Consider the following 17,152-nt stretch of genomic DNA (forward strand, 5'->3'; position numbering starts at 1 on the left):
TGATCCGCTCGCGAGGCATCGCATGTGCGTTCCCCCAAACACGCGCGCACACCGTTTGATGACCCTCCGTCACACGTCCCCCTTTGTCCGGTCCAGGAGTAACGCTCATGACGACCAGCGCGACAGGCCCGTCCGGGCCGTACGGCCAGCCAGGCCCCGCCGACGCCCCGCCGGCGTACCCAGGCGGCCCGCTCGACCGGTTCTTCCGCATCACCGAGCGGGGTTCGACGTACGGCCGTGAGATACGCGGCGGCTTCGCCACGTTCTTCACCATGGCCTACATCCTCGTGCTCAACCCGATCATCCTCGGCAGCACCGAGGACAAGTTCGGCACGCAGCTGGACGGCGCCCAACTGGTGACCGCCACGGCTCTCGTGGCCGCGATGATGACCCTGATCATGGGCGTCGGCGGCAATCTGCCGCTCGCGCTCGCCGCGGGCCTCGGCATCAACGCCGTCGTGGCGTTCCAGATCGCGCCGCTGATGAGCTGGGACGACGCGATGGGTCTCATCGTGCTCGAAGGCCTGCTGATCTGCGTCCTGGTGATGACCGGTCTGCGCGAGGCGATCATGCACGCCATCCCGCAACCGCTCAAGCAGGCCATCAGTGTCGGGATCGGCCTGTTCATCGCGTTCATCGGCTTCGTCGACGCGGGGTTCGTCACGCGTGTCCCGGACGCCGCGAACAGCACCATTCCCGTCCAGCTCGGCACCGGCTCGCTGACCGGCTGGCCGATGCTCGTCTTCTGCCTCGGCGTGCTCCTGACGGTCGTGCTGCTCGCCCGCAAGGTGCGGGGCGCCATCCTCATCAGCATCGTGGTGACGACAATCTTCGCCGTGATCGTCAACGGCATCGCCGACGTCAAGTCGTGGGGCCTGACCGCGCCCTCGATGCCCGACAAGCCCGTCGCCGCCCCCGACTTCGCCCTCCTCGGCGACTTCGACCTGTTCGGCTCCTTCGGGCAGGTGAGCGTCCTCACGGTGGTGCTGCTCGTCTTCACCCTCATCCTGTCGGACTTCTTCGACACGATGGGCACCATCGTCGGCGTCACGGCCGAGGCCGGTCTCCTCGACGAGCGCGGCCAGGTCCCCGGCCTCGGCCGTGTGCTCCTCATCGACGGTGCCGCGGCCGTCGTCGGCGGCGCGTCCTCGTCGTCCTCCGCCACCACGTACATCGAGTCGGCGGCCGGTGTCGGGGAAGGCGCCCGCACCGGCTTCGCGAACCTGATCACCGGCGGCCTGTTCGCCCTCGCCCTGTTCCTGACCCCGGTCCTGACCATGGTGCCCATGCAGGCCGCGTCGCCCGCGCTCGTCGCGGTCGGATTCCTGATGATGACCCAGGTCAAGCACATCGACTGGGACCGCTACGAACTGGCGGTACCGGCGTTCCTGACCATCGCGGTCATGCCGTTCACGTACTCCATCACCAACGGCATCGGCGCCGGCTTCATCTCGTACGTCGCCATCAAGGCCTGCCTGGGCAAGGCCCGCGAGGTCCACTGGCTGCTGTGGGGCACCGCGGCCCTCTTCCTCGTCTACTTCGCCATCGACCCGCTGGAGCAGTTGCTCGGCGTGAAGTAAACGGACGGTCAGGCGGACGCCACGGGCAACACATCGGGCGAGAGCGCCGCGGCATGTGCCGTGGCGCTCGTCATCCGGCGCCTGTGGTGGCGTCGGCACAACACCTCGTAACCCACCTCGTCCGCCGCTTGGTTGACGTCGCCGACGACGACCTGGGCCCCTTCGACGACCATCGCGCCGCCTATGGTGCGGGCGTTGTGGGTGGCGCGGGCACCGCACCAGCACAGCGCCTCGACCTGCAACACCTCGACGCGGTCGGCGAGTTCGACCAGGCGCTGCGAGCCGGGGAAGAGCTTGGAGCGGAAGTCCGTGGTGATGCCGAAGGCGAACACGTCGAGGCCCAGGTCGTCGACGACCCGTGCCAGCTGGTCGATCTGGCCGGGCGCGAGGAACTGCGCCTCGTCCGCGATCACGTAGTCCGCGCGGCCGCCCTGCGAGAGGTGGTCGACGAGATGGGCGTAGAAGTCGAAGTCGTCGGCGGCCTCGATCGCGTCCGTGACGAGGCCGAGCCGCGAGGAGAGCTTGCCCTCGCCGGCCCGGTCGTCACGGGTGAAGATCATCCCCTGCAGGCCGCGGGCCGAGCGGTTGTGCTCGATCTGCAGAGCCAGGGTGCTCTTTCCGCAGTCCATCGTTCCGGAGAAGAACACCAGCTCGGGCATGGGGAGTTGCGGCCTTTCGAGACGTGCGGACGCGGTCCGGGTCAGGTACGGGTCTGGTGCGGGTCGGCGGTCTGTTCAGGAGCGTACTTCGAGGAGCGGTACGAGCTGCTCGACGGCGGTCATCGAACCGTGCATGCCGACCAGCGCCGACTCCTTCGGCTCCTTCTCCGAGGCGATGATCGCCACGTCGTCGTGGGCCGCCGCGATCACGTCGCCGATGCGTCCGTACACCCGCTCGTCGACGGCGCCGGGCGGGCCGAACCAGCCCGCCGCGATCGCCTCGTCCCGGCTCGCGATCCAGAACTGCTCGCCGAGCACCTCGCGCCAGACGGTCAGGACGTCGCTCTCGGCGCCCGGCACCGCGTACACATGGCGCGCACGCCCCTCGCCGCCGAGAAGGGCGACGCCCGCGCGCAGCTCCCAGTCCTCGTCGAAGTCGATGCGGGACTGCTCGTCGAAGGGGATGTCGAGCATGCCGTGGTCGGCGGTGACGTACAGGGCGCTGCGCGGCGGGAGTTGCTCGGCCAGCCGCTGGACCAGGCGGTCGACGTACATGAGCTGGCCGCGCCAGGCGTCGGAGTCGACGCCGAAGCGGTGCCCCTTGCCGTCCACCTCCGCGTAGTACGTGTAGACCAACGAACGGTCGCCCGCGCCCAGTTGCTCGGCCGCGAGGTCCATGCGGTCCTCACCGGAGAGCCGGCCGCGGAAGCTGCCGCCGCTCAGCGCGATCTTCGTGAGCGGCGTGTGCTCGAACGTCGGGGACGACACCTGTGCGGTGTGCACCCCCGCCGCGTGCGCCTGCTGGAAGACCGTGGGGTACGGCTGCCACTTGCGCGGGTCCGTCCAGGGGTTCCAGCGGAGCTGGTTCATCAGCTCGCCGGTGGCGGGGTTGCGCACGGTGTACCCCGGAAGGCCGTGCGAGGCGGGCGGCAGGCCCGTGCCGACCGAGGCCAGGGAGGTCGCGGTGGTGGCGGGGAAGCCGGCGGTGATCGGACGTGCCGTACCGCCGCGGGACGAACCGATGAGCGAGGTCAGGAAGGGTGCCTCGTCCGGGTGGGCGCGCAGCTGCTCCCAGCCGAGGCCGTCGATCAGGAAGACGCAGTTGCGGTCGGCCGGGGCGAGCTCCGGGATCACGGGCGCGAAGCCCTCGACACCCTGGTGGGAGACGAGCGTGGGCAGCAGATCGGCGAGCGAGCCCGCGCCGTACTCGGGCAGGGGCGCGGAGTCGAGGGCGAGCGGCTGCACGTCGTCCCAGGCGGACAGGGACATCAGCGGGTGGTGTCCGCGGTCGCCTCGGAGAGCGCCTGGGCGAAGGCCAGGGTCTGGCGCACGGTGTCCGGTCCGTCGCCCGCCTCGCTGACGCGCAGGCTGAGGTCGTCGGCGGTGGAGCTGCCGGTGTACCCGTGGTCGGCCTCGCAGTTGGGGTCGCCGCAGGCGGCGGGCTCCAGGTCGATGCGCGACACGGCACCCCAGCCGATGGTCAGGACGACCTCGCGGGGCAGCGAGCCCGGAACGTACTTCTCGGGGTTGGCGACGACGCGGCTGACGACGACCGACGAGATCCGGCCGATTTTCACCGACTCCGTGGAGGTCGTCGCGTACGGCGTCGGGGAGGTGCTGTCGGCCGCCTGCTCGTCGGTGTGGCTGACGATGAAGCGGGTGCCCGTCAGGACGAGGACCGTCACATGCCGGCGCACTTCGTTCGCGTCGAACGCGGTCTCCTGGTGGACCAGGTACGACCCGATGGGCTCGCCGCCGATCGCGGCCTCCACCGCCTCGGCCACGAGGGCCGGGTAGTAGCCACTGCGCTCGATCGCCGCGCGCAGCCCCTGGGTCGTCGTACCGGTCTTTGCCATGCCGTCCATCCTACGACCCGGCGGAGGGCGCACGGTGCCCCACTGGCCGCGTCAGTACCCCGGCAGGGCCCGCGGGCCGAGGTCGTTGCGGGCGGGCGGGGGCGCGAGCCGCACGGAGGCGCCGAGCACGGAGAGGCCACGCTGGGCGACGACCACGGGCTCCAGGGAGACGGCGACCACCTCGGGGTGATCGTCCACGAGACGTGAGACCCGCTGGAGCAGTTCCTCCAGGGCCGGGGTGTCGACCGGTGCGGAACCGCGCCAGCCGAAGAGGAGCGGGGCGGTCCGGATGGACCTGACCAGGGAACCCGCGTCGCGTTCGGTGACCGGGACAAGGCGGTGCCCGGTGTCGCCGAGCAGCTCGGACGCGGCGCCGGCGAGCCCGAACGAGAGCACCGCTCCGGCCGCCGGGTCGATGACCGCGCGGACGACGGTGTCGACGCCACGGGGCGCCATCGCCTGCACGACGGGCCGCAGCTCGGCGGGCTTGCCGAAGGCCTCGGTCAATTCGGCGTAGGCCCTGCGCAGTTGTTCCTCGTCCGCCAGGTCGAGCCGCACGCCTCCGAGGTCGGCGCGGTGGCGCAGGTGCGGGGCCGTGGTCTTGAGGGCCACGGGGTAGCCGAGGGTGCGGGCCGCCGCCACGGCCGCGCCCGGGTCGGGCGCGGGCAGGGCGTCCCGTACGTCGATGCCGTACCGCCCGAGGAGTTCGCGGGCGTCGTCCTGGGCGAGGGTGGCGCCGCGCGGGTCGTCCTGCTCGGCGAGCAGCTCGCCGATCCGCCGGGCGGCACCGCTCTCGTCGATGTCCTCGTACTCATGCACCTTCCCGGGCTCCTTGGCCTCACGCCGCCACTGCGCGTACTTCACGGCTTCGGCGAGGGCTCGTACGGCGCGTTCGGCGGCGGGGTAGGCGGGGATCCGATGGGCGGGGTCCGGCACCGCCGTCGTCGTCTCCACGGTGGGCAGGCGTCCCGCGGATGCGGGGGGAGCAGGGGCATCGGGCCTGGTGCGGGTCGCGGCAGCCAACGCTTCGGCGAGGCCGCCGAGTTCCACGTGCACCACGGCTACCGGCTTCGCCGGGCACCCGGCGGCCGCCGCCCGCAGCGCGGCGGCGAGCTCCTCGCCCTCGGGCGACCCCGTGGCCCCGTCCTCCCCCACCCAGGGGATGGCCGTGACGATCACGGAGTCGCAGGCGTCGTCCGACAGCGCCTCGGACAGCGCGGCCCGGAAGTCGCCCGGGGTGGCCCCGGTGGTCAGATCCACCGGCGGCAGCGGCCGAAGCCCGTCGGCGATACACGCGTCGTACGTGAGGAGCCCGAGCGACTCGGAGTTCCCGAGGATGGCCACCCGGGGCCCGGACGGCAACGGCTGCCCCGCGAGCAGCAGCCCCGCGTCCACCATCTCGGTGACGGTCTCGACCCGGATGACCCCCGCCTGGCGCAGCAGCGCCGACACCGTGGCGTGCGGAAGCCGCGTGGCCTGTACCGCGTGTCCCGTGGGCGCGATCCCGCTGTGCCGCGCCCCCTGCACCACCACCAGCGGCTTCGCGGTCGCCGCACGCCGGGCGAGCCGGGTGAACTTACGCGGGTTGCCGATGGATTCGAGGTACATGAGGGCGACATCGGTGTCCGGGTCCTCGTACCAGTACTGGAGGACGTCGTTGCCGGACACATCCGCGCGGTTGCCCGCGCTCACGAAGGTCGACAGGCCCGCGCCACGCCGGTGGAGTCCGGAAAGCAGCGCGATGCCGATCGCGCCGGACTGGGTGAAGAGACCGATCCGGCCGCGCTCGGGAGGATGCGGGGCGAGCGACGCGTTGAGCCGCACGTCCGGCGACGTATTGATGACCCCGAAGGCGTTCGGCCCGAGGATACGCGTGCCGTACGACCGCGCCTGACGCACCAGTTCGCGCTGCCGCTCCCGCCCTTCGGGACCGCTCTCCGCGTACCCGGCGGAGATCACGACGAGCCCGAGCACCCCGCGCTCACCGCACTCGGCGACGGCCTGCGGCACCCGCTCGGCGGGCACGGTGACGACGGCGAGCTCGACGGTCTCGTCGATGTCCCGCACGGAGCGGTACGCGGGCACTCCGTCGACCTCGGCGCCCTCGCCCTCCTCGAAGTCGAACGCGCTGTTCACCGCGTACAGCCGCCCCGTGAAGCCCGCCTCGCGCAGGTTCCGGAGCACGCTGCGCCCCACGCCGCCCTGCGTGCGCCCGACGCCGATCACGGCGACCGACTTCGGCGTGAGCAGCCGCTGCACCGATCGCGCCTCGGCCCGCTGCTCGCGGGCGCGCTGCACGGCGAGGGAGCGGTCGGTGGGCTCCAGATCGAATTCGAGACGTACGACGCCGTCCTCGAAGCTGCGCTTCTGCTGGTACCCCGCGTCCGTGAAGACCTTGATCATCTTGGTGTTGGCGGGCAGCACCTCGGCGGCGAAGCGCCGGATGCCGCGCTCCCTGGCCACCGCCGCGATGTGTTCGAGGAGGGTGGAGGCCACTCCCCTGCCCTGGTGGGCGTCCTGCACGAGGAAGGCGACCTCGGCCTCATCGGCGGGTGCGCTCGCGGACATGCCGCGTTCATCGATGCGGTCGAAGCGGACGGTGGCGATGAACTCACCGCCCACGGTGGCCGCCAGACCCACCCGGTCCACCTGGTCGTGATGGGTGAAGCGGTGCACGTCCTTGGCGGACAGGCGGGGGTAGGGCGCGAAGAAGCGGTAGTACTTCGACTCGTCCGAGACCTGCTCGTAGAAGCTGACCAGGCGGTCCGCGTCCTCGGCAGTGATCGGCCTGATCCGGGCGGTGCCTCCGTCACGCAGGACGACGTCGGCTTCCCAGTGGGAGGGGTATGCGTGCCGGTCCGACGGGGTCTGCATGGGCCCAGAGTACGGGTCGCGGCGGCGCCATGGCCGGGGCAGGCTAGGAGACGTCGAAGGCGGGACGAGGGCCCCGCGGCACGAGGACGTACGGTCGACGGAGGACGGACCATCGGTCGGCACGGTACGGACGATCGGCCGGCGGAGCACTCGCGACGGCATGAGACACTGGTCTAGACAACTGTGAGACATCTGGAAGGGCAGCAACACATGGCTGAGCGCCGCGTCAACGTCGGCTGGGCCGAGGGCCTTCACGCCCGACCCGCCTCCATCTTCGTCCGCGCGGCCACCGCCGCCGGCGTCCCCGTGACGATCGCCAAGGCTGACGGCAACCCCGTGAACGCCGCCTCCATGCTCGCGGTGCTCGGCCTGGGCGCGCAGGGTGGCGAGGAGATCACCCTCGCCTCCGACGCCGAGGGCGCGGACGCCGCTCTCGACCGTCTGGCGAAGCTGGTCGCGGACGGCCTCGAGGAGCTTCCCGAGACCGTCTGATAAAGACTGTTACTCATACGCCGAAGGGCCTGCCCCGAAATAGGGGTGGGCCCTTCAGTGTTTTCTTTCCGCTATTCGGGCAGCAGAAATAATGCCCCGCCCAATAGCACTTCTATGCACTTCTTTGTATACGGCGCCTTTGTTAAAGGCGCAGACCCGCTGTGTTTACGGAAGGTTGCGAACCCCTCACGCCGGAGAGCTGGCGCACGAACCGCGGCCGGTGCGCGGCTGCCGTCCGCTCCGTGTGCTGCGCGGTGAGCGCACGGGCCCGCTCCGCGTCCCCGCGGGCGACCGCGTCGACTATCGCGGCGTGCTCCGCCCAGGCCTCCGCGGGGGCGGCCGACGCCTCGACCACGTACATCCAGGCGATCTTGTGCCGGAGCTGGGTGAGCAGTGCCGTGAGGCCGGGGCTGCCGGACGCCTGGGCGAGCGTCTCGTGGAACCAGCCGCCCAGGGAACGCAGATCCTCGCTCCGGCCGCGCCTCGATCGCTCCTGGCCGAGCCTGACGAGGCCGCGCAGGACCTTCAGGTGCGCCTCCGTGCGGCGCTGTGCGGCGCGGGCCGCGCCCAGCGGCTCCAGGAGCGCGCGGACCTCCAGGAGGTCGGCAGCGTCCTGTTCGGTGGGCTCGGCGACACACGCGCCCGCGTGCCGGCGCGTGACGACGAAGCCCTCGGCCTCCAGGGTGCGCAGGGCCTCACGGACGGGGACGCGGGAGACCCCGTAGCGGCGCGCGAGCAGTTCCTCGGTGAGCCGGCCGCCCCGTTCGTAGACACCGGAGACGATGTCGTCCCGGATGGCCGTGCATACCGAGTGCGCGGGAATGCGCATGACTGACCTCCGCCTTAATCCCCGCGAAACGCGGTCTGTCGACGCCTGTTCGGCGACTCTATTGCAGAGCCGCCGAATTTCCGATGGTCGGCCGAAATCCGGGGATACTTTTGGCCAACGGAGATACGGGAACGGCGAAAGCCCCGGCTCTCGACGAGCCGGGGCTTTCGGTGAATCAGGTGCGCTTCGTGCGACCGCCTTGGATCTCCGGGATCAGACGTTGACGCCGTGCGAGCGGAGGTACGAGACGGGGTCGATGTCCGTGCCGTAGTCCGCGCCGGTGCGGGCCTCGAAGTGGAGGTGCGGGCCGCTGGAGTTGCCGGTGGAGCCGGAGAGGCCGATCTGCTGGCCCGGAGTGACCGCCTGGCCGACCGTGACACCGAGGGACGACATGTGGCCGTACTGGGTGTACGTGCCGTCGTTCATCTTGATGACCACGTTGTTGCCGTAGGCGCCGCCCCAGCCGGCCTCGACGACGGTGCCGGAGCCGACCGCGTGGACCGAGGTGCCGGACGCGGCGTGGAAGTCGACGCCGGTGTGACTGCCGGAGGACCACATGGCGCCACCGGTCTGGTAACCCGTGGAGATGGACGAGCCGGTGATCGGCGACACGTAGCTGTTGAGGCGCTTGCGCTCGGCCTCGCGCGCGGCACGCTCCTTGGCCTCGCGCTCCTTCTTGGCCTTGGCCTTCGCCTCGGCCTCGGCCTTGCGCTTGGCCTCCTCGGCCTTCTTCTTGGCGGCCTCTTCGGCCTTCTTGGCCGCTGCGGCGTCGTCGGCGGCCTGCTGCTGGGCAGCGGCCTGCGCGTCGACGCTCTGGGCGAGCGAGTCGCCCACGGAGATCGCCTGGGTGAGGCCGGTGTGCTGGGGAGTCACCGCGTCGTCGGCGGCGAGCGCCGGAGCGGCCAGGCCTCCGATGACACCGGTGGTGGTGAGGGCGGCGACGCCCGCCACGTTCGCGGTCGTACGCGTGAGGCGGCTCGGGCGACGGTGCTTCCCGGTGGCACGGGTGAACGCCATGAAGCGGCTGATCCTTTCCTTCCTTCTCGCCTACCGGGTTAGCTGACGGGTTCGGAGCAGGAAGGTCTCCTACGAGTCCCTCACCTCACGGCGAGGTTCCCGATTCACCCCAAGGGACATGTGGGTCCCCGGCTCCCCTGGCTCGCGCCGTACGGGGACTCGGCGATGACTGTCCGGTGCCGCGGGCGCGGCGTACTGCATGACGAACAGCCGGACCAGACGCTAAGCGGGTCATCTTTCAAACGACAAACGGATCAGAGCTTTTGTAGCGCACGCCACAGGTCAGACACGTAACCTCCATACTAATTCGGACATATGAGGACCCCAGCAGCGTTTTCCCGCCACTGGGGTCCCGATATGTCCTGACTATCACTCAGTTCAGGCGCACCCCGCACTCACCCCGTGACCACACTCACTTCACCGATGCCGAGCGCCCTGACGGGCTCCTCGATCTGCGACGCGTCTCCCACGAGCACCGTCACCAGACGGTCCACGGGGAAGGCGCTCACCACGGCGGCGGTGGCCTCCACGGTGCCGGTCTCGGCCAACTGGCGGTACAGCTGGGCCTGGAAGTCGTCCGGCAGGTGCTGCTCGACCTGGTCGGCGAGGGTGGCCGCGACGGACGCCGCCATCTCGTACTTGAGCGGGGCGACGCCCACCAGGTTCTGCACGGCGACGTCGCGCTCGGCGTCCGTGAGGCCGTCGGCGGCGAGGGTGCGCAGGACCTTCCACAGGTCGTCGAGGGCCGGGCCGGTGGACTCGGTGTCCACGGAGCCGCTGATGGCGAGCATCGCCGCGCCGCTGCCGTCCGGAGCGGAACGCAGGACCTGGGCGAACGACCGTACGCCGTAGGTGTATCCCTTCTCCTCGCGCAGGACGCGGTCCAGGCGTGAGGTGAGGGTGCCGCCCAGGCAGTACGTGCCGAGCACCTGCGCGGGCCACACGCGGTCGTGCCGGTCCGGGCCCACGCGGCCGATGAGCAACTGCGTCTGGACGGCTCCCGGGCGGTCCACGATGACGACACGTCCGGTGTCGTCCGCGGTCACCGGGGGCACCGGACGCGGCTCGGCGGTGCCACCCGTCCAGGCGCCGATGGTGTCGGCGAGGACGGCGTCCAGGTCGACGCCGGTCAGGTCGCCCACGATCACGGCGGTCGCCGTCGCGGGACGCACGTGCTTCTCGTAGAAGGTGCGCACCGCGGCCGAGTCGATGGCCGTGACCGTCTCCTCGGTGCCCTGGCGGGGGCGCGACATGCGGGAGGTCGCCGGGAAGAGCTGCCGGGACAGCTCCTTGGCGGCGCGGCGCCCCGGGTTCGCGGCCTCGTGCGGGATCTCGTCCAGGCGGTTGCGTACGAGGCGTTCGATCTCGCTGTCCGCGAAGGCGGGAGCACGCAGGGCGTCGGAGAGCAGGCCGAGCGCCTTCGGGAGGCGCGAGAGCGGGACTTCGAGGGAGACACGGACGCCGGGGTGGTCGGCGTGCGCGTCCATGGTGGCGCCGCAGCGGTCGAGTTCGGCGGCGAAGTCCTCGGCGGAGTGCTTGTCGGTGCCTTCGTTGAAGGCCCTCGCCATGATGGTGGCGACGCCGTCCAGGCCCGCGGGCTCTGCTTCGAGCGGGGCTTCGAGGTGGACCTCCACGGCGACGACCTGCTGGCCGGGGCGGTGGCAACGCAGCACGGTGAGGCCGTTGTCCAGGGTGGCGCGCTCGGGCGCGGGGAAGGCCCACGGCCGTGCGGTGCCCGCCTGGGGCTGCGGGTGGAACTGCATCGTTGCGGCCTCGCTCACTTCGCCGCCTCCTCTTCGTCCTCGTCGGTGGCTTCGTCGGCCTCGGGGGCGATGGGCTCGTACACGAGCACCGCGCGGTTGTCGGGGCGCAGGCGGGCAGCCGCGGCCGCCTTGACCTCTTCGGCGGTGACGTCCAGGACGCGCTTGACGGCGGTGAGGGCGAGCTGCGGGTCACCGAACAGGACGGCGTACCGGCACAGTTCGTCCGCGCGGCCGGAGACCGTGGAGAGGCGGTCGAGCCACTCGCGCTCCAGCTGCGCCTGGGCGCGCTCCATCTCCTCGTCGGTGGGGCCCTCTTCCGCGAAGCGGGCGAGTTCCTCGTCGACGGCGGCCTCGATGACCGGGACCTCGACGTCGCCCGACGTCTTCACGTCCAGCCAGCCGAGCGAGGGGGCTCCGGCGAGCCGCAGCAGGCCGAACCCGGCCGCCACGGCGGTGCGGTCGCGGCGCACGAGACGGTTGTAGAGGCGGGACGACTCGCCGCTGCCGAGGACCGTGAGCGCCAGGTCGGCCGCGTCGCACGCGCGCGTGCCGTCCTCCGGGAGGCGGTAGGCGGCCATCAGGGCGCGGGCCGGGACCTCTTCCTCGACGACCTCGCGCAGCTCCTTGCCGATGATGTCGGGCAGCGAGCCGTCACGCGGCGGCTGCTTGCCGTCGTGCGAGGGGATCGACCCGAAGTACTTCTCCACCCAGGCGAGGGTCTGCTCCGGGTCGATGTCGCCGACGACCGACAGGACCGCGTTGTTGGGCGCGTAGTACGTACGGAAGAAGTGCCGCGCGTCCTCAAGCGTCGCCGCGTCCAGGTCGGCCATGGAGCCGATCGGGGTGTGGTGGTAGGGGTGGCCCTCGGGGTACGAGAGGGCGGTCAGCTTCTCGAACGCCGTGCCGTACGGAACGTTGTCGTAGCGCTGGCGGCGCTCGTTCTTGACGACGTCCCGCTGGTTCTCCATGGATTCTTCGTCGAGCGCGGAGAGCAGCGAGCCCATGCGGTCGGCTTCCAGCCACAGGGCCAGCTCGAGCTGGTGTGTGGGCATGGTCTCGAAGTAGTTGGTGCGCTCGAAGCTCGTGGTGCCGTTGAGCGAACCGCCGGCGCCCTGCACCAGCTCGAAGTGGCCGTTGCCCTGCACCTGCTTCGACCCCTGGAACATGAGGTGCTCGAAGAGGTGCGCGAGGCCCGTACGCCCCTTGACCTCGTGGCGCGAGCCGACGTCGTACCAGAGGCAGACCGCGGCGACCGGGGTCAGGTGGTCCTCGGAGAGCACCACGCGCAGGCCGTTGGCCAGCCGGTGCTCGGTCGCTGTCAGGCCGCCGGAGCCGGCCTCGGCTGTGGCCGTGTGACCCATGGGCATGTACGTCCCTTCGATCGCGAAAAGCTGGAAATTCTGCCAGTCCTGCCACTGTATGCAAGCGTGCTGACAACCGGCGAAGTTCCCGCTCCGCGCTCGGCGTAGTCGTGGTCGAAGTCCGGGTCGTGGTCGGCGTTGTCAGTGGGACAGTCCACAATGGTCGGCGTCAGATCCCGTTGATGGTCGGCGTCAGATCTTGTTGATGCCCTGGCAGACACCGAGAAGGAGCCGCAGCAGCGATGGCCCGCCGCAGCACGAAGACCCCGCAGCCCGACGAGTCGTTCGAGGAGAAGATCCTCGACATCGACGTCGTCGACGAGATGCAGGGCTCCTTCCTCGAGTACGCGTATTCGGTCATCTACTCGCGCGCCCTGCCGGACGCCCGCGACGGCATGAAGCCGGTACACCGCCGGATCGTCTACCAGATGAACGAGATGGGCCTGCGCCCCGACCGCGGCTATGTGAAGTGCGCCCGCGTCGTCGGCGAGGTCATGGGTAAGTTGCACCCGCACGGCGACGCCTCGATCTACGACGCCCTGGTGCGCATGGCCCAGCCCTTCTCCATGCGCCTGCCCCTGGTGGACGGCCACGGCAACTTCGGCTCGCTCGGCAACGACGACCCGCCGGCCGCCATGCGGTACACCGAGTGCAAGATGGCCGACGCGACGTCCCTGATGACGGAGTCGATCGACGAGAACACCGTCGACTTCGAATCGAACTACGACGGCCAGGAGCAGGAACCGGTCACCCTGCCGGCGGCCTACCCGAACCTCCTGGTCAACGGCGCTTCGGGCATCGCCGTCGGCATGGCGACGAACATGCCGCCGCACAACCTCGGCGAGGTCATCGCCGCCGCCCGCCACCTGATCAAGCACCCCGGGGCCGACCTGGAGACGCTGATGCGTTTCGTGCCGGGCCCGGACCTGCCCACGGGTGGCCGGATCGTCGGCCTGTCCGGGGTCAAGGACGCGTACGAATCAGGGCGCGGCACCTTCAAGATCCGCGCGACGGTGGCCGTGGAGAATGTGACGGCGCGCCGCAAGGGCCTGGTCGTGACCGAACTGCCCTTCTCCGTAGGCCCCGAGAAGGTCATCTCGAAGATCAAGGACCTGGTCGGCTCGAAGAAGCTGCAGGGCATCGCCGACGTCAAGGACCTCACCGACCGCTCGCACGGCCTGCGCCTCGTCATCGAGATCAAGAACGGCTTCGTCCCGGAGGCCGTCCTGGAGCAGCTGTACAAACTGACGCCGATGGAGGAGTCCTTCGGCATCAACAACGTCGCCCTGGTGGACGGCCAGCCCCTCACGCTCGGCCTCAAGGAGCTCCTCGAGGTCTATCTCGACCACCGCTTCAACGTCGTGCGGCGCAGGAGCGAGTTCCGCCGCGGCAAGAAGCAGGCAAGGCTGCACCTGGTCGAGGGGCTTCTGGTCGCCCTTCTGGACATCGACGAGGTCATCCGCCTCATCCGCTCCAGCGACAACTCCGCGCAGGCCAAGGAGCGCCTGATGGAGCGCTTCTCGCTGAGCGAGATCCAGACGCAGTACATCCTCGACACGCCGCTGCGCCGCCTCACCAAGTTCGACCGTATCGAGCTGGAGTCCGAGCGCGACAAGCTCAACGCCGAGATCGACGAGCTGACCCGCATCCTGGATTCGGACGCGGAGCTGCGCAAGCTGGTCTCCACCGAACTGGCCGCCGTGGCCAAGAAGTTCGGCACGGACCGGCGCACGGTCCTCCTGGAGTCCGCGAGCACCCCGGCGCCCACGGTCTCGCTTCAGGTGGCCGACGACCCGTGCCGCGTGCTCCTCTCCTCGACGGGCCTCCTCGCCCGTACGGCCAACGGTGACCCGCTCGCCGAGAGCGACACCAAGCGCGTCAAGCACGACGTGATCGTCTCCGCCGTCCCGGCGACCGCGCGGGGCGAGGTGGGCGCGGTGACGTCCGAGGGCCGGCTTCTGCGCCTCTCCGTAGTGGATTTGCCGCAGCTCCCGGAGACGCACGCGGCACCGAACCTCTCCGGAGGAGCACCCGTCTCGGAACTGCTCTCCCTGGAGGCGGACGAGAAGCTGATCTGCCTGATGACCCTGGACGAGTCCTCGCCGGGCCTCGCCCTCGGCACGGCGCAGGGCGTGGTCAAGCGCGTGGTGCCGGACTATCCGTCCAACAAGGAAGAGCTCGAGGTCATCACCCTCAGGGACGGTGACCGGATCGTCGGTGCGGCCGAGCTGCGCACGGGCGAGGAGGACCTGGTGTTCATCACGGACGACGCCCAGCTCCTCCGTTACCAGGCCTCGCAGGTGCGCCCGCAGGGGCGGCCCGCGGGCGGCATGACAGGCATCAAGCTCGCGGACGGCGTCAAGGTCATCTCCTTCGTGGCGGTGGATCCTGCCGTGGACGCCGTGGTCTTCACGGTGGCGGGCTCGCGCGGCACGCTCGACGACTCGGTGCAGACGACGGCCAAGGTCACGCCGTTCGACCAGTACCCCCGCAAGGGCCGTGCCACGGGTGGCGTCCGGGTCCAGCGGTTCCTGAAGGGCGAGGACTGCCTGAGCTTCGCGTGGGCGGGCCCGACGCCGCCGCTCGCGGCCCAGCGCAGCGGCCTGCCGGCGGAGCTGCCGGAGATCGACCCGCGCCGTGACGGCTCGGGAGTCTCCCTGTCGAAGCCGGTGGCCGCGGTGGCGGGCCCGGTGTAGTCAGTCGCCCTGCGGCTCTTGTACGTACCTCAGTACGCCCCACATGCTGTGCTCATCGGCACTGCCCTGTGGGGCGTACTCACGTGACGCCTCGAGCTCCTTCTCCAGAGCCTGTACGTCGATGCCGGACCCGATGAGGACGAGCTGGGTGAGCCGGGGCTCTCCCGGTGCCCACGGCTCGGGGTAGAAGCGCAGGAACCGCCCCACGGCGTGCACGGCGTACTTGTTGCGCGGGTCGGCCGCGCCGAAATCGACGTACCCCTTGATGCGGTAGAGCCCCTCGGGCCGACTGTCGAGGAGGGCCATGAACGGGCGGGGGCTCATGGGCACTTCGGAGGAGAAGGAGAGGCTCTCGTAGGCGGAGTGCAGGTGGTCGTGGTGACCCTCGTCCTGCTGATGACTGTGCAGGTCATCAAACGAGAGCTGTCCGACCCGCTCCCCCACGGGCTTGCGGTCGAGGAGCATCTCGACATCGACGCGCCCGTACGAGGCTCCGACCACGGCCGCGCGATCGGTGAACCCGCGGACGACGCCGATGACCCGCTCCCGCTCGCCCTCTGCGACGCGGTCAACCTTGTTGACGACAACAAGATCCGCGATCCCCAGATGCCGGTCGACCTCGGGATGCCGCTCCCGGGTGGAGTCGAACTCAGCGGCGTCGACGACCTCGACGAGCCCTCCGTACACGATGTGCGGATTCTCGCTGGCCAGGACCATCTTCACGAGCTCCTGCGGCTCGGCGAGCCCGCTGGCCTCGATGACGATGAGGTCGATCCGGGCTGAGGGCTGAGCAAGCTTGTCCAGATACAGGTCGAGCTCACTGGCATCCACGGCGCAGCAGAGACACCCGTTGCCGAGCGAAACGGTGGAGTCCCCGAGCTGCCCTGCGACGGCCATGGCATCGATCTCGATGGCCCCGAAGTCATTGACGATCGCCCCGATCCGGGTGCCGCCGCTGCGGTGGAGCAGATGATTGAGCAGGGTCGTCTTGCCGGAACCGAGGAAGCCGGTGAGGACGAGGACCGGGATCTGCCCGGCGTTCCGCTGAGTCAACGTGCGACCCTTTCACCCTGACGCGTGCACCGGCGCGAGCACCGGCTCCCGTACGACGATTGAATGCCGCCCCAGCATACGAGCGCGTAGAAACGCCGCGAAGTGAACGATTGTTAGCGGCGCAGGCGGGGCACACATCTGGCACGGCGTCGGGACACGCGACCACAGCTGCCTTCCGTGCGCCTCCTCTCCGCCTCCCAGCCGATCAGAGCCGCTCGGCATCCTGGAAGGCGGCAAGCGCGCCGCCCATCGCTCGCCGGTCCTCACCCTGTCGACCCGCATCCGACGACCGGCGGACGGTCGCCGATTCGGGGGTTGACATGGCCACACAGAAATCTGGGATACGGGGGTTGGGGTCCGCGGCGACCGCGGGCCTTGCTTTCGCTGTCGGGGCCCTGACGGCCCTGACCGCTCAGCAACGCAAGCACGGGGCGCTGCGGCTGCGTACCGCGTGCACAGAACAGCCCGAGCACCAGCACAACGCCACCTTGATCGCGCAGCAGCGACTGCAGTTCGACATGCTCAGCAAGGCGATGGACGACCCTGACCTGGCGGCCGTCCTGGACACCTTCGACGTGACACTCGATACCCGGACCCTCCGTCAGTACCTGTTCGCCAACGCCGTGTACACCAACGCACTGCTGTTCTGGCGCCTCGGCAACTTCACCTGGGAAGAGGTGCACGGACACCTGCGCCTGATCTGCCAGAACCCCATCTTCCGCAGCTACTGGAAGGCAACTCAGCCACACAGAGCCAGCCTGCTGGACGCTTCCGACGAGGCCCGCCTGGGCCGAATGGTCGACAAACTCATCCGGGATCTGGAGGAGGCGGACACCGACGAGTGGTGGGTGGTGGGCGAACCCCCTTACGACGCCGAATAGTTCAGAGTTCCGAGAGCGCCAACCGCCGCGTAACACCCTCTTGACACGCCGGGTTGACATAGCTTGTCTCGGGCATCAGCAGTCCCTAGGG

Annotated in this window: 13 protein-coding genes and 1 riboswitch; of the genes, 4 read left to right on the forward strand and 9 right to left on the reverse strand. The window is 70.0% G+C overall.

From position 1 onward, the window contains the following. Window positions 1-107: 107 nt before the first annotated feature. Complete coding sequence (locus tag ACIBCK_RS13115; RefSeq protein WP_399389605.1) at window positions 108-1,580, forward strand: NCS2 family permease; 1,473 nt, start codon at window positions 108-110, stop codon at window positions 1,578-1,580. A gap of 8 nt (window positions 1,581-1,588) precedes the next feature. On the opposite strand, the gene ACIBCK_RS13120 is transcribed toward ACIBCK_RS13115, so the two are convergent. The 4 genes from ACIBCK_RS13120 to ACIBCK_RS13135 form a co-directional block, all read right to left on the reverse strand. Beyond that, window positions 1,589-2,239, reverse strand: a complete 651-nt coding sequence (locus ACIBCK_RS13120) for a thymidine kinase (protein WP_367045532.1) — start codon at window positions 2,237-2,239, stop codon at window positions 1,589-1,591. Between the two features lie 75 nt (window positions 2,240-2,314). Beyond that, complete coding sequence (locus tag ACIBCK_RS13125) at window positions 2,315-3,508, reverse strand: alkaline phosphatase family protein (RefSeq protein ID WP_399389607.1); 1,194 nt, start codon at window positions 3,506-3,508, stop codon at window positions 2,315-2,317. Next, complete coding sequence (locus tag ACIBCK_RS13130) at window positions 3,508-4,104, reverse strand: DUF5998 family protein (RefSeq protein WP_399389609.1); 597 nt, start codon at window positions 4,102-4,104, stop codon at window positions 3,508-3,510. Before ACIBCK_RS13130 ends, ACIBCK_RS13125 begins: the two co-directional genes overlap by 1 nt. Before the next feature lie 42 nt (window positions 4,105-4,146). Next, on the reverse strand, window positions 4,147-6,969 hold the full coding sequence (locus tag ACIBCK_RS13135; RefSeq protein ID WP_399389611.1) for a GNAT family N-acetyltransferase: 2,823 nt from the start codon (window positions 6,967-6,969) through the stop codon (window positions 4,147-4,149). 210 nt (window positions 6,970-7,179) lie between these two features. Here ACIBCK_RS13135 and ACIBCK_RS13140 point away from each other — a divergent pair, with 210 nt between their 5' ends. Then, window positions 7,180-7,461: an HPr family phosphocarrier protein gene (locus ACIBCK_RS13140; RefSeq protein WP_160507645.1), complete on the forward strand. Its 282-nt coding sequence runs from the start codon at window positions 7,180-7,182 to the stop codon at window positions 7,459-7,461. A gap of 142 nt (window positions 7,462-7,603) precedes the next feature. On the opposite strand, the gene ACIBCK_RS13145 is transcribed toward ACIBCK_RS13140, so the two are convergent. From ACIBCK_RS13145 to ACIBCK_RS13160, 4 genes are all read right to left on the reverse strand, one after another. Then, entirely contained in the window at window positions 7,604-8,290 is a 687-nt protein-coding gene (locus ACIBCK_RS13145; protein WP_399389613.1) for a GntR family transcriptional regulator, read from the reverse strand. A gap of 213 nt (window positions 8,291-8,503) precedes the next feature. Next, complete coding sequence (locus ACIBCK_RS13150; protein WP_399389615.1) at window positions 8,504-9,307, reverse strand: M23 family metallopeptidase; 804 nt, start codon at window positions 9,305-9,307, stop codon at window positions 8,504-8,506. Window positions 9,308-9,319: 12 nt separating this feature from the next. Next, window positions 9,320-9,482, reverse strand: a riboswitch (cyclic di-AMP (ydaO/yuaA leader). Window positions 9,483-9,702: 220 nt separating this feature from the next. Further along, a complete protein-coding gene (locus ACIBCK_RS13155; protein WP_367045525.1) occupies window positions 9,703-11,088 on the reverse strand; it encodes a pitrilysin family protein in 1,386 nt (461 codons plus the stop codon). After that, entirely contained in the window at window positions 11,085-12,431 is a 1,347-nt protein-coding gene (locus tag ACIBCK_RS13160; RefSeq protein ID WP_399389787.1) for a M16 family metallopeptidase, read from the reverse strand. Before ACIBCK_RS13160 ends, ACIBCK_RS13155 begins: the two co-directional genes overlap by 4 nt. Window positions 12,432-12,673: 242 nt before the next feature. Here ACIBCK_RS13160 and ACIBCK_RS13165 point away from each other — a divergent pair, with 242 nt between their 5' ends. Then, window positions 12,674-15,127, forward strand: coding sequence for a DNA topoisomerase (ATP-hydrolyzing) subunit A (locus ACIBCK_RS13165; RefSeq protein WP_399389617.1), 2,454 nt, complete (start codon window positions 12,674-12,676; stop codon window positions 15,125-15,127). Here the strand turns inward: ACIBCK_RS13165 and ACIBCK_RS13170 are convergent, their stop codons facing one another. Next, window positions 15,128-16,180 carry a CobW family GTP-binding protein gene (locus ACIBCK_RS13170; RefSeq protein ID WP_399389619.1) on the reverse strand — a complete coding sequence of 351 codons (1,053 nt, stop codon included), beginning with the start codon at window positions 16,178-16,180 and terminating at the stop codon, window positions 15,128-15,130. A 320-nt stretch (window positions 16,181-16,500) separates the two neighbouring features. Between ACIBCK_RS13170 and ACIBCK_RS13175 the strand changes: the two genes are divergently transcribed. After that, window positions 16,501-17,061 (forward strand): DUF6082 family protein, encoded by a 561-nt coding sequence (locus tag ACIBCK_RS13175; protein WP_399389621.1) that lies wholly within the window; start codon window positions 16,501-16,503, stop codon window positions 17,059-17,061. Window positions 17,062-17,152: the final 91 nt, after the last annotated feature.

The sequence above is a fragment of the Streptomyces sp. NPDC051218 genome, assembly GCF_044455475.1.
Lineage (GTDB): Bacteria > Actinomycetota > Actinomycetes > Streptomycetales > Streptomycetaceae > Streptomyces.

Excerpts from the sequence above, each read along its gene's own strand:
- ACIBCK_RS13175 (WP_399389621.1), top strand. The coding sequence starts at position 16,501 with ATGGCCACACAGAAATCTGGGATACGGGGGTTGGGGTCCGCGGCGACC.
- ACIBCK_RS13125 (WP_399389607.1), bottom strand. The coding sequence starts at position 3,508 with ATGTCCCTGTCCGCCTGGGACGACGTGCAGCCGCTCGCCCTCGACTCC.
- ACIBCK_RS13120 (WP_367045532.1), bottom strand. The coding sequence starts at position 2,239 with ATGCCCGAGCTGGTGTTCTTCTCCGGAACGATGGACTGCGGAAAGAGC.
- ACIBCK_RS13150 (WP_399389615.1), bottom strand. The coding sequence starts at position 9,307 with ATGGCGTTCACCCGTGCCACCGGGAAGCACCGTCGCCCGAGCCGCCTC.
- ACIBCK_RS13165 (WP_399389617.1), top strand. The coding sequence starts at position 12,674 with ATGGCCCGCCGCAGCACGAAGACCCCGCAGCCCGACGAGTCGTTCGAG.
- ACIBCK_RS13115 (WP_399389605.1), top strand. The coding sequence starts at position 108 with ATGACGACCAGCGCGACAGGCCCGTCCGGGCCGTACGGCCAGCCAGGC.
- ACIBCK_RS13135 (WP_399389611.1), bottom strand. The coding sequence starts at position 6,969 with ATGCAGACCCCGTCGGACCGGCACGCATACCCCTCCCACTGGGAAGCC.
- ACIBCK_RS13145 (WP_399389613.1), bottom strand. The coding sequence starts at position 8,290 with ATGCGCATTCCCGCGCACTCGGTATGCACGGCCATCCGGGACGACATC.
- ACIBCK_RS13130 (WP_399389609.1), bottom strand. The coding sequence starts at position 4,104 with ATGGACGGCATGGCAAAGACCGGTACGACGACCCAGGGGCTGCGCGCG.
- ACIBCK_RS13140 (WP_160507645.1), top strand. The coding sequence starts at position 7,180 with ATGGCTGAGCGCCGCGTCAACGTCGGCTGGGCCGAGGGCCTTCACGCC.
- ACIBCK_RS13160 (WP_399389787.1), bottom strand. The coding sequence starts at position 12,431 with ATGGGTCACACGGCCACAGCCGAGGCCGGCTCCGGCGGCCTGACAGCG.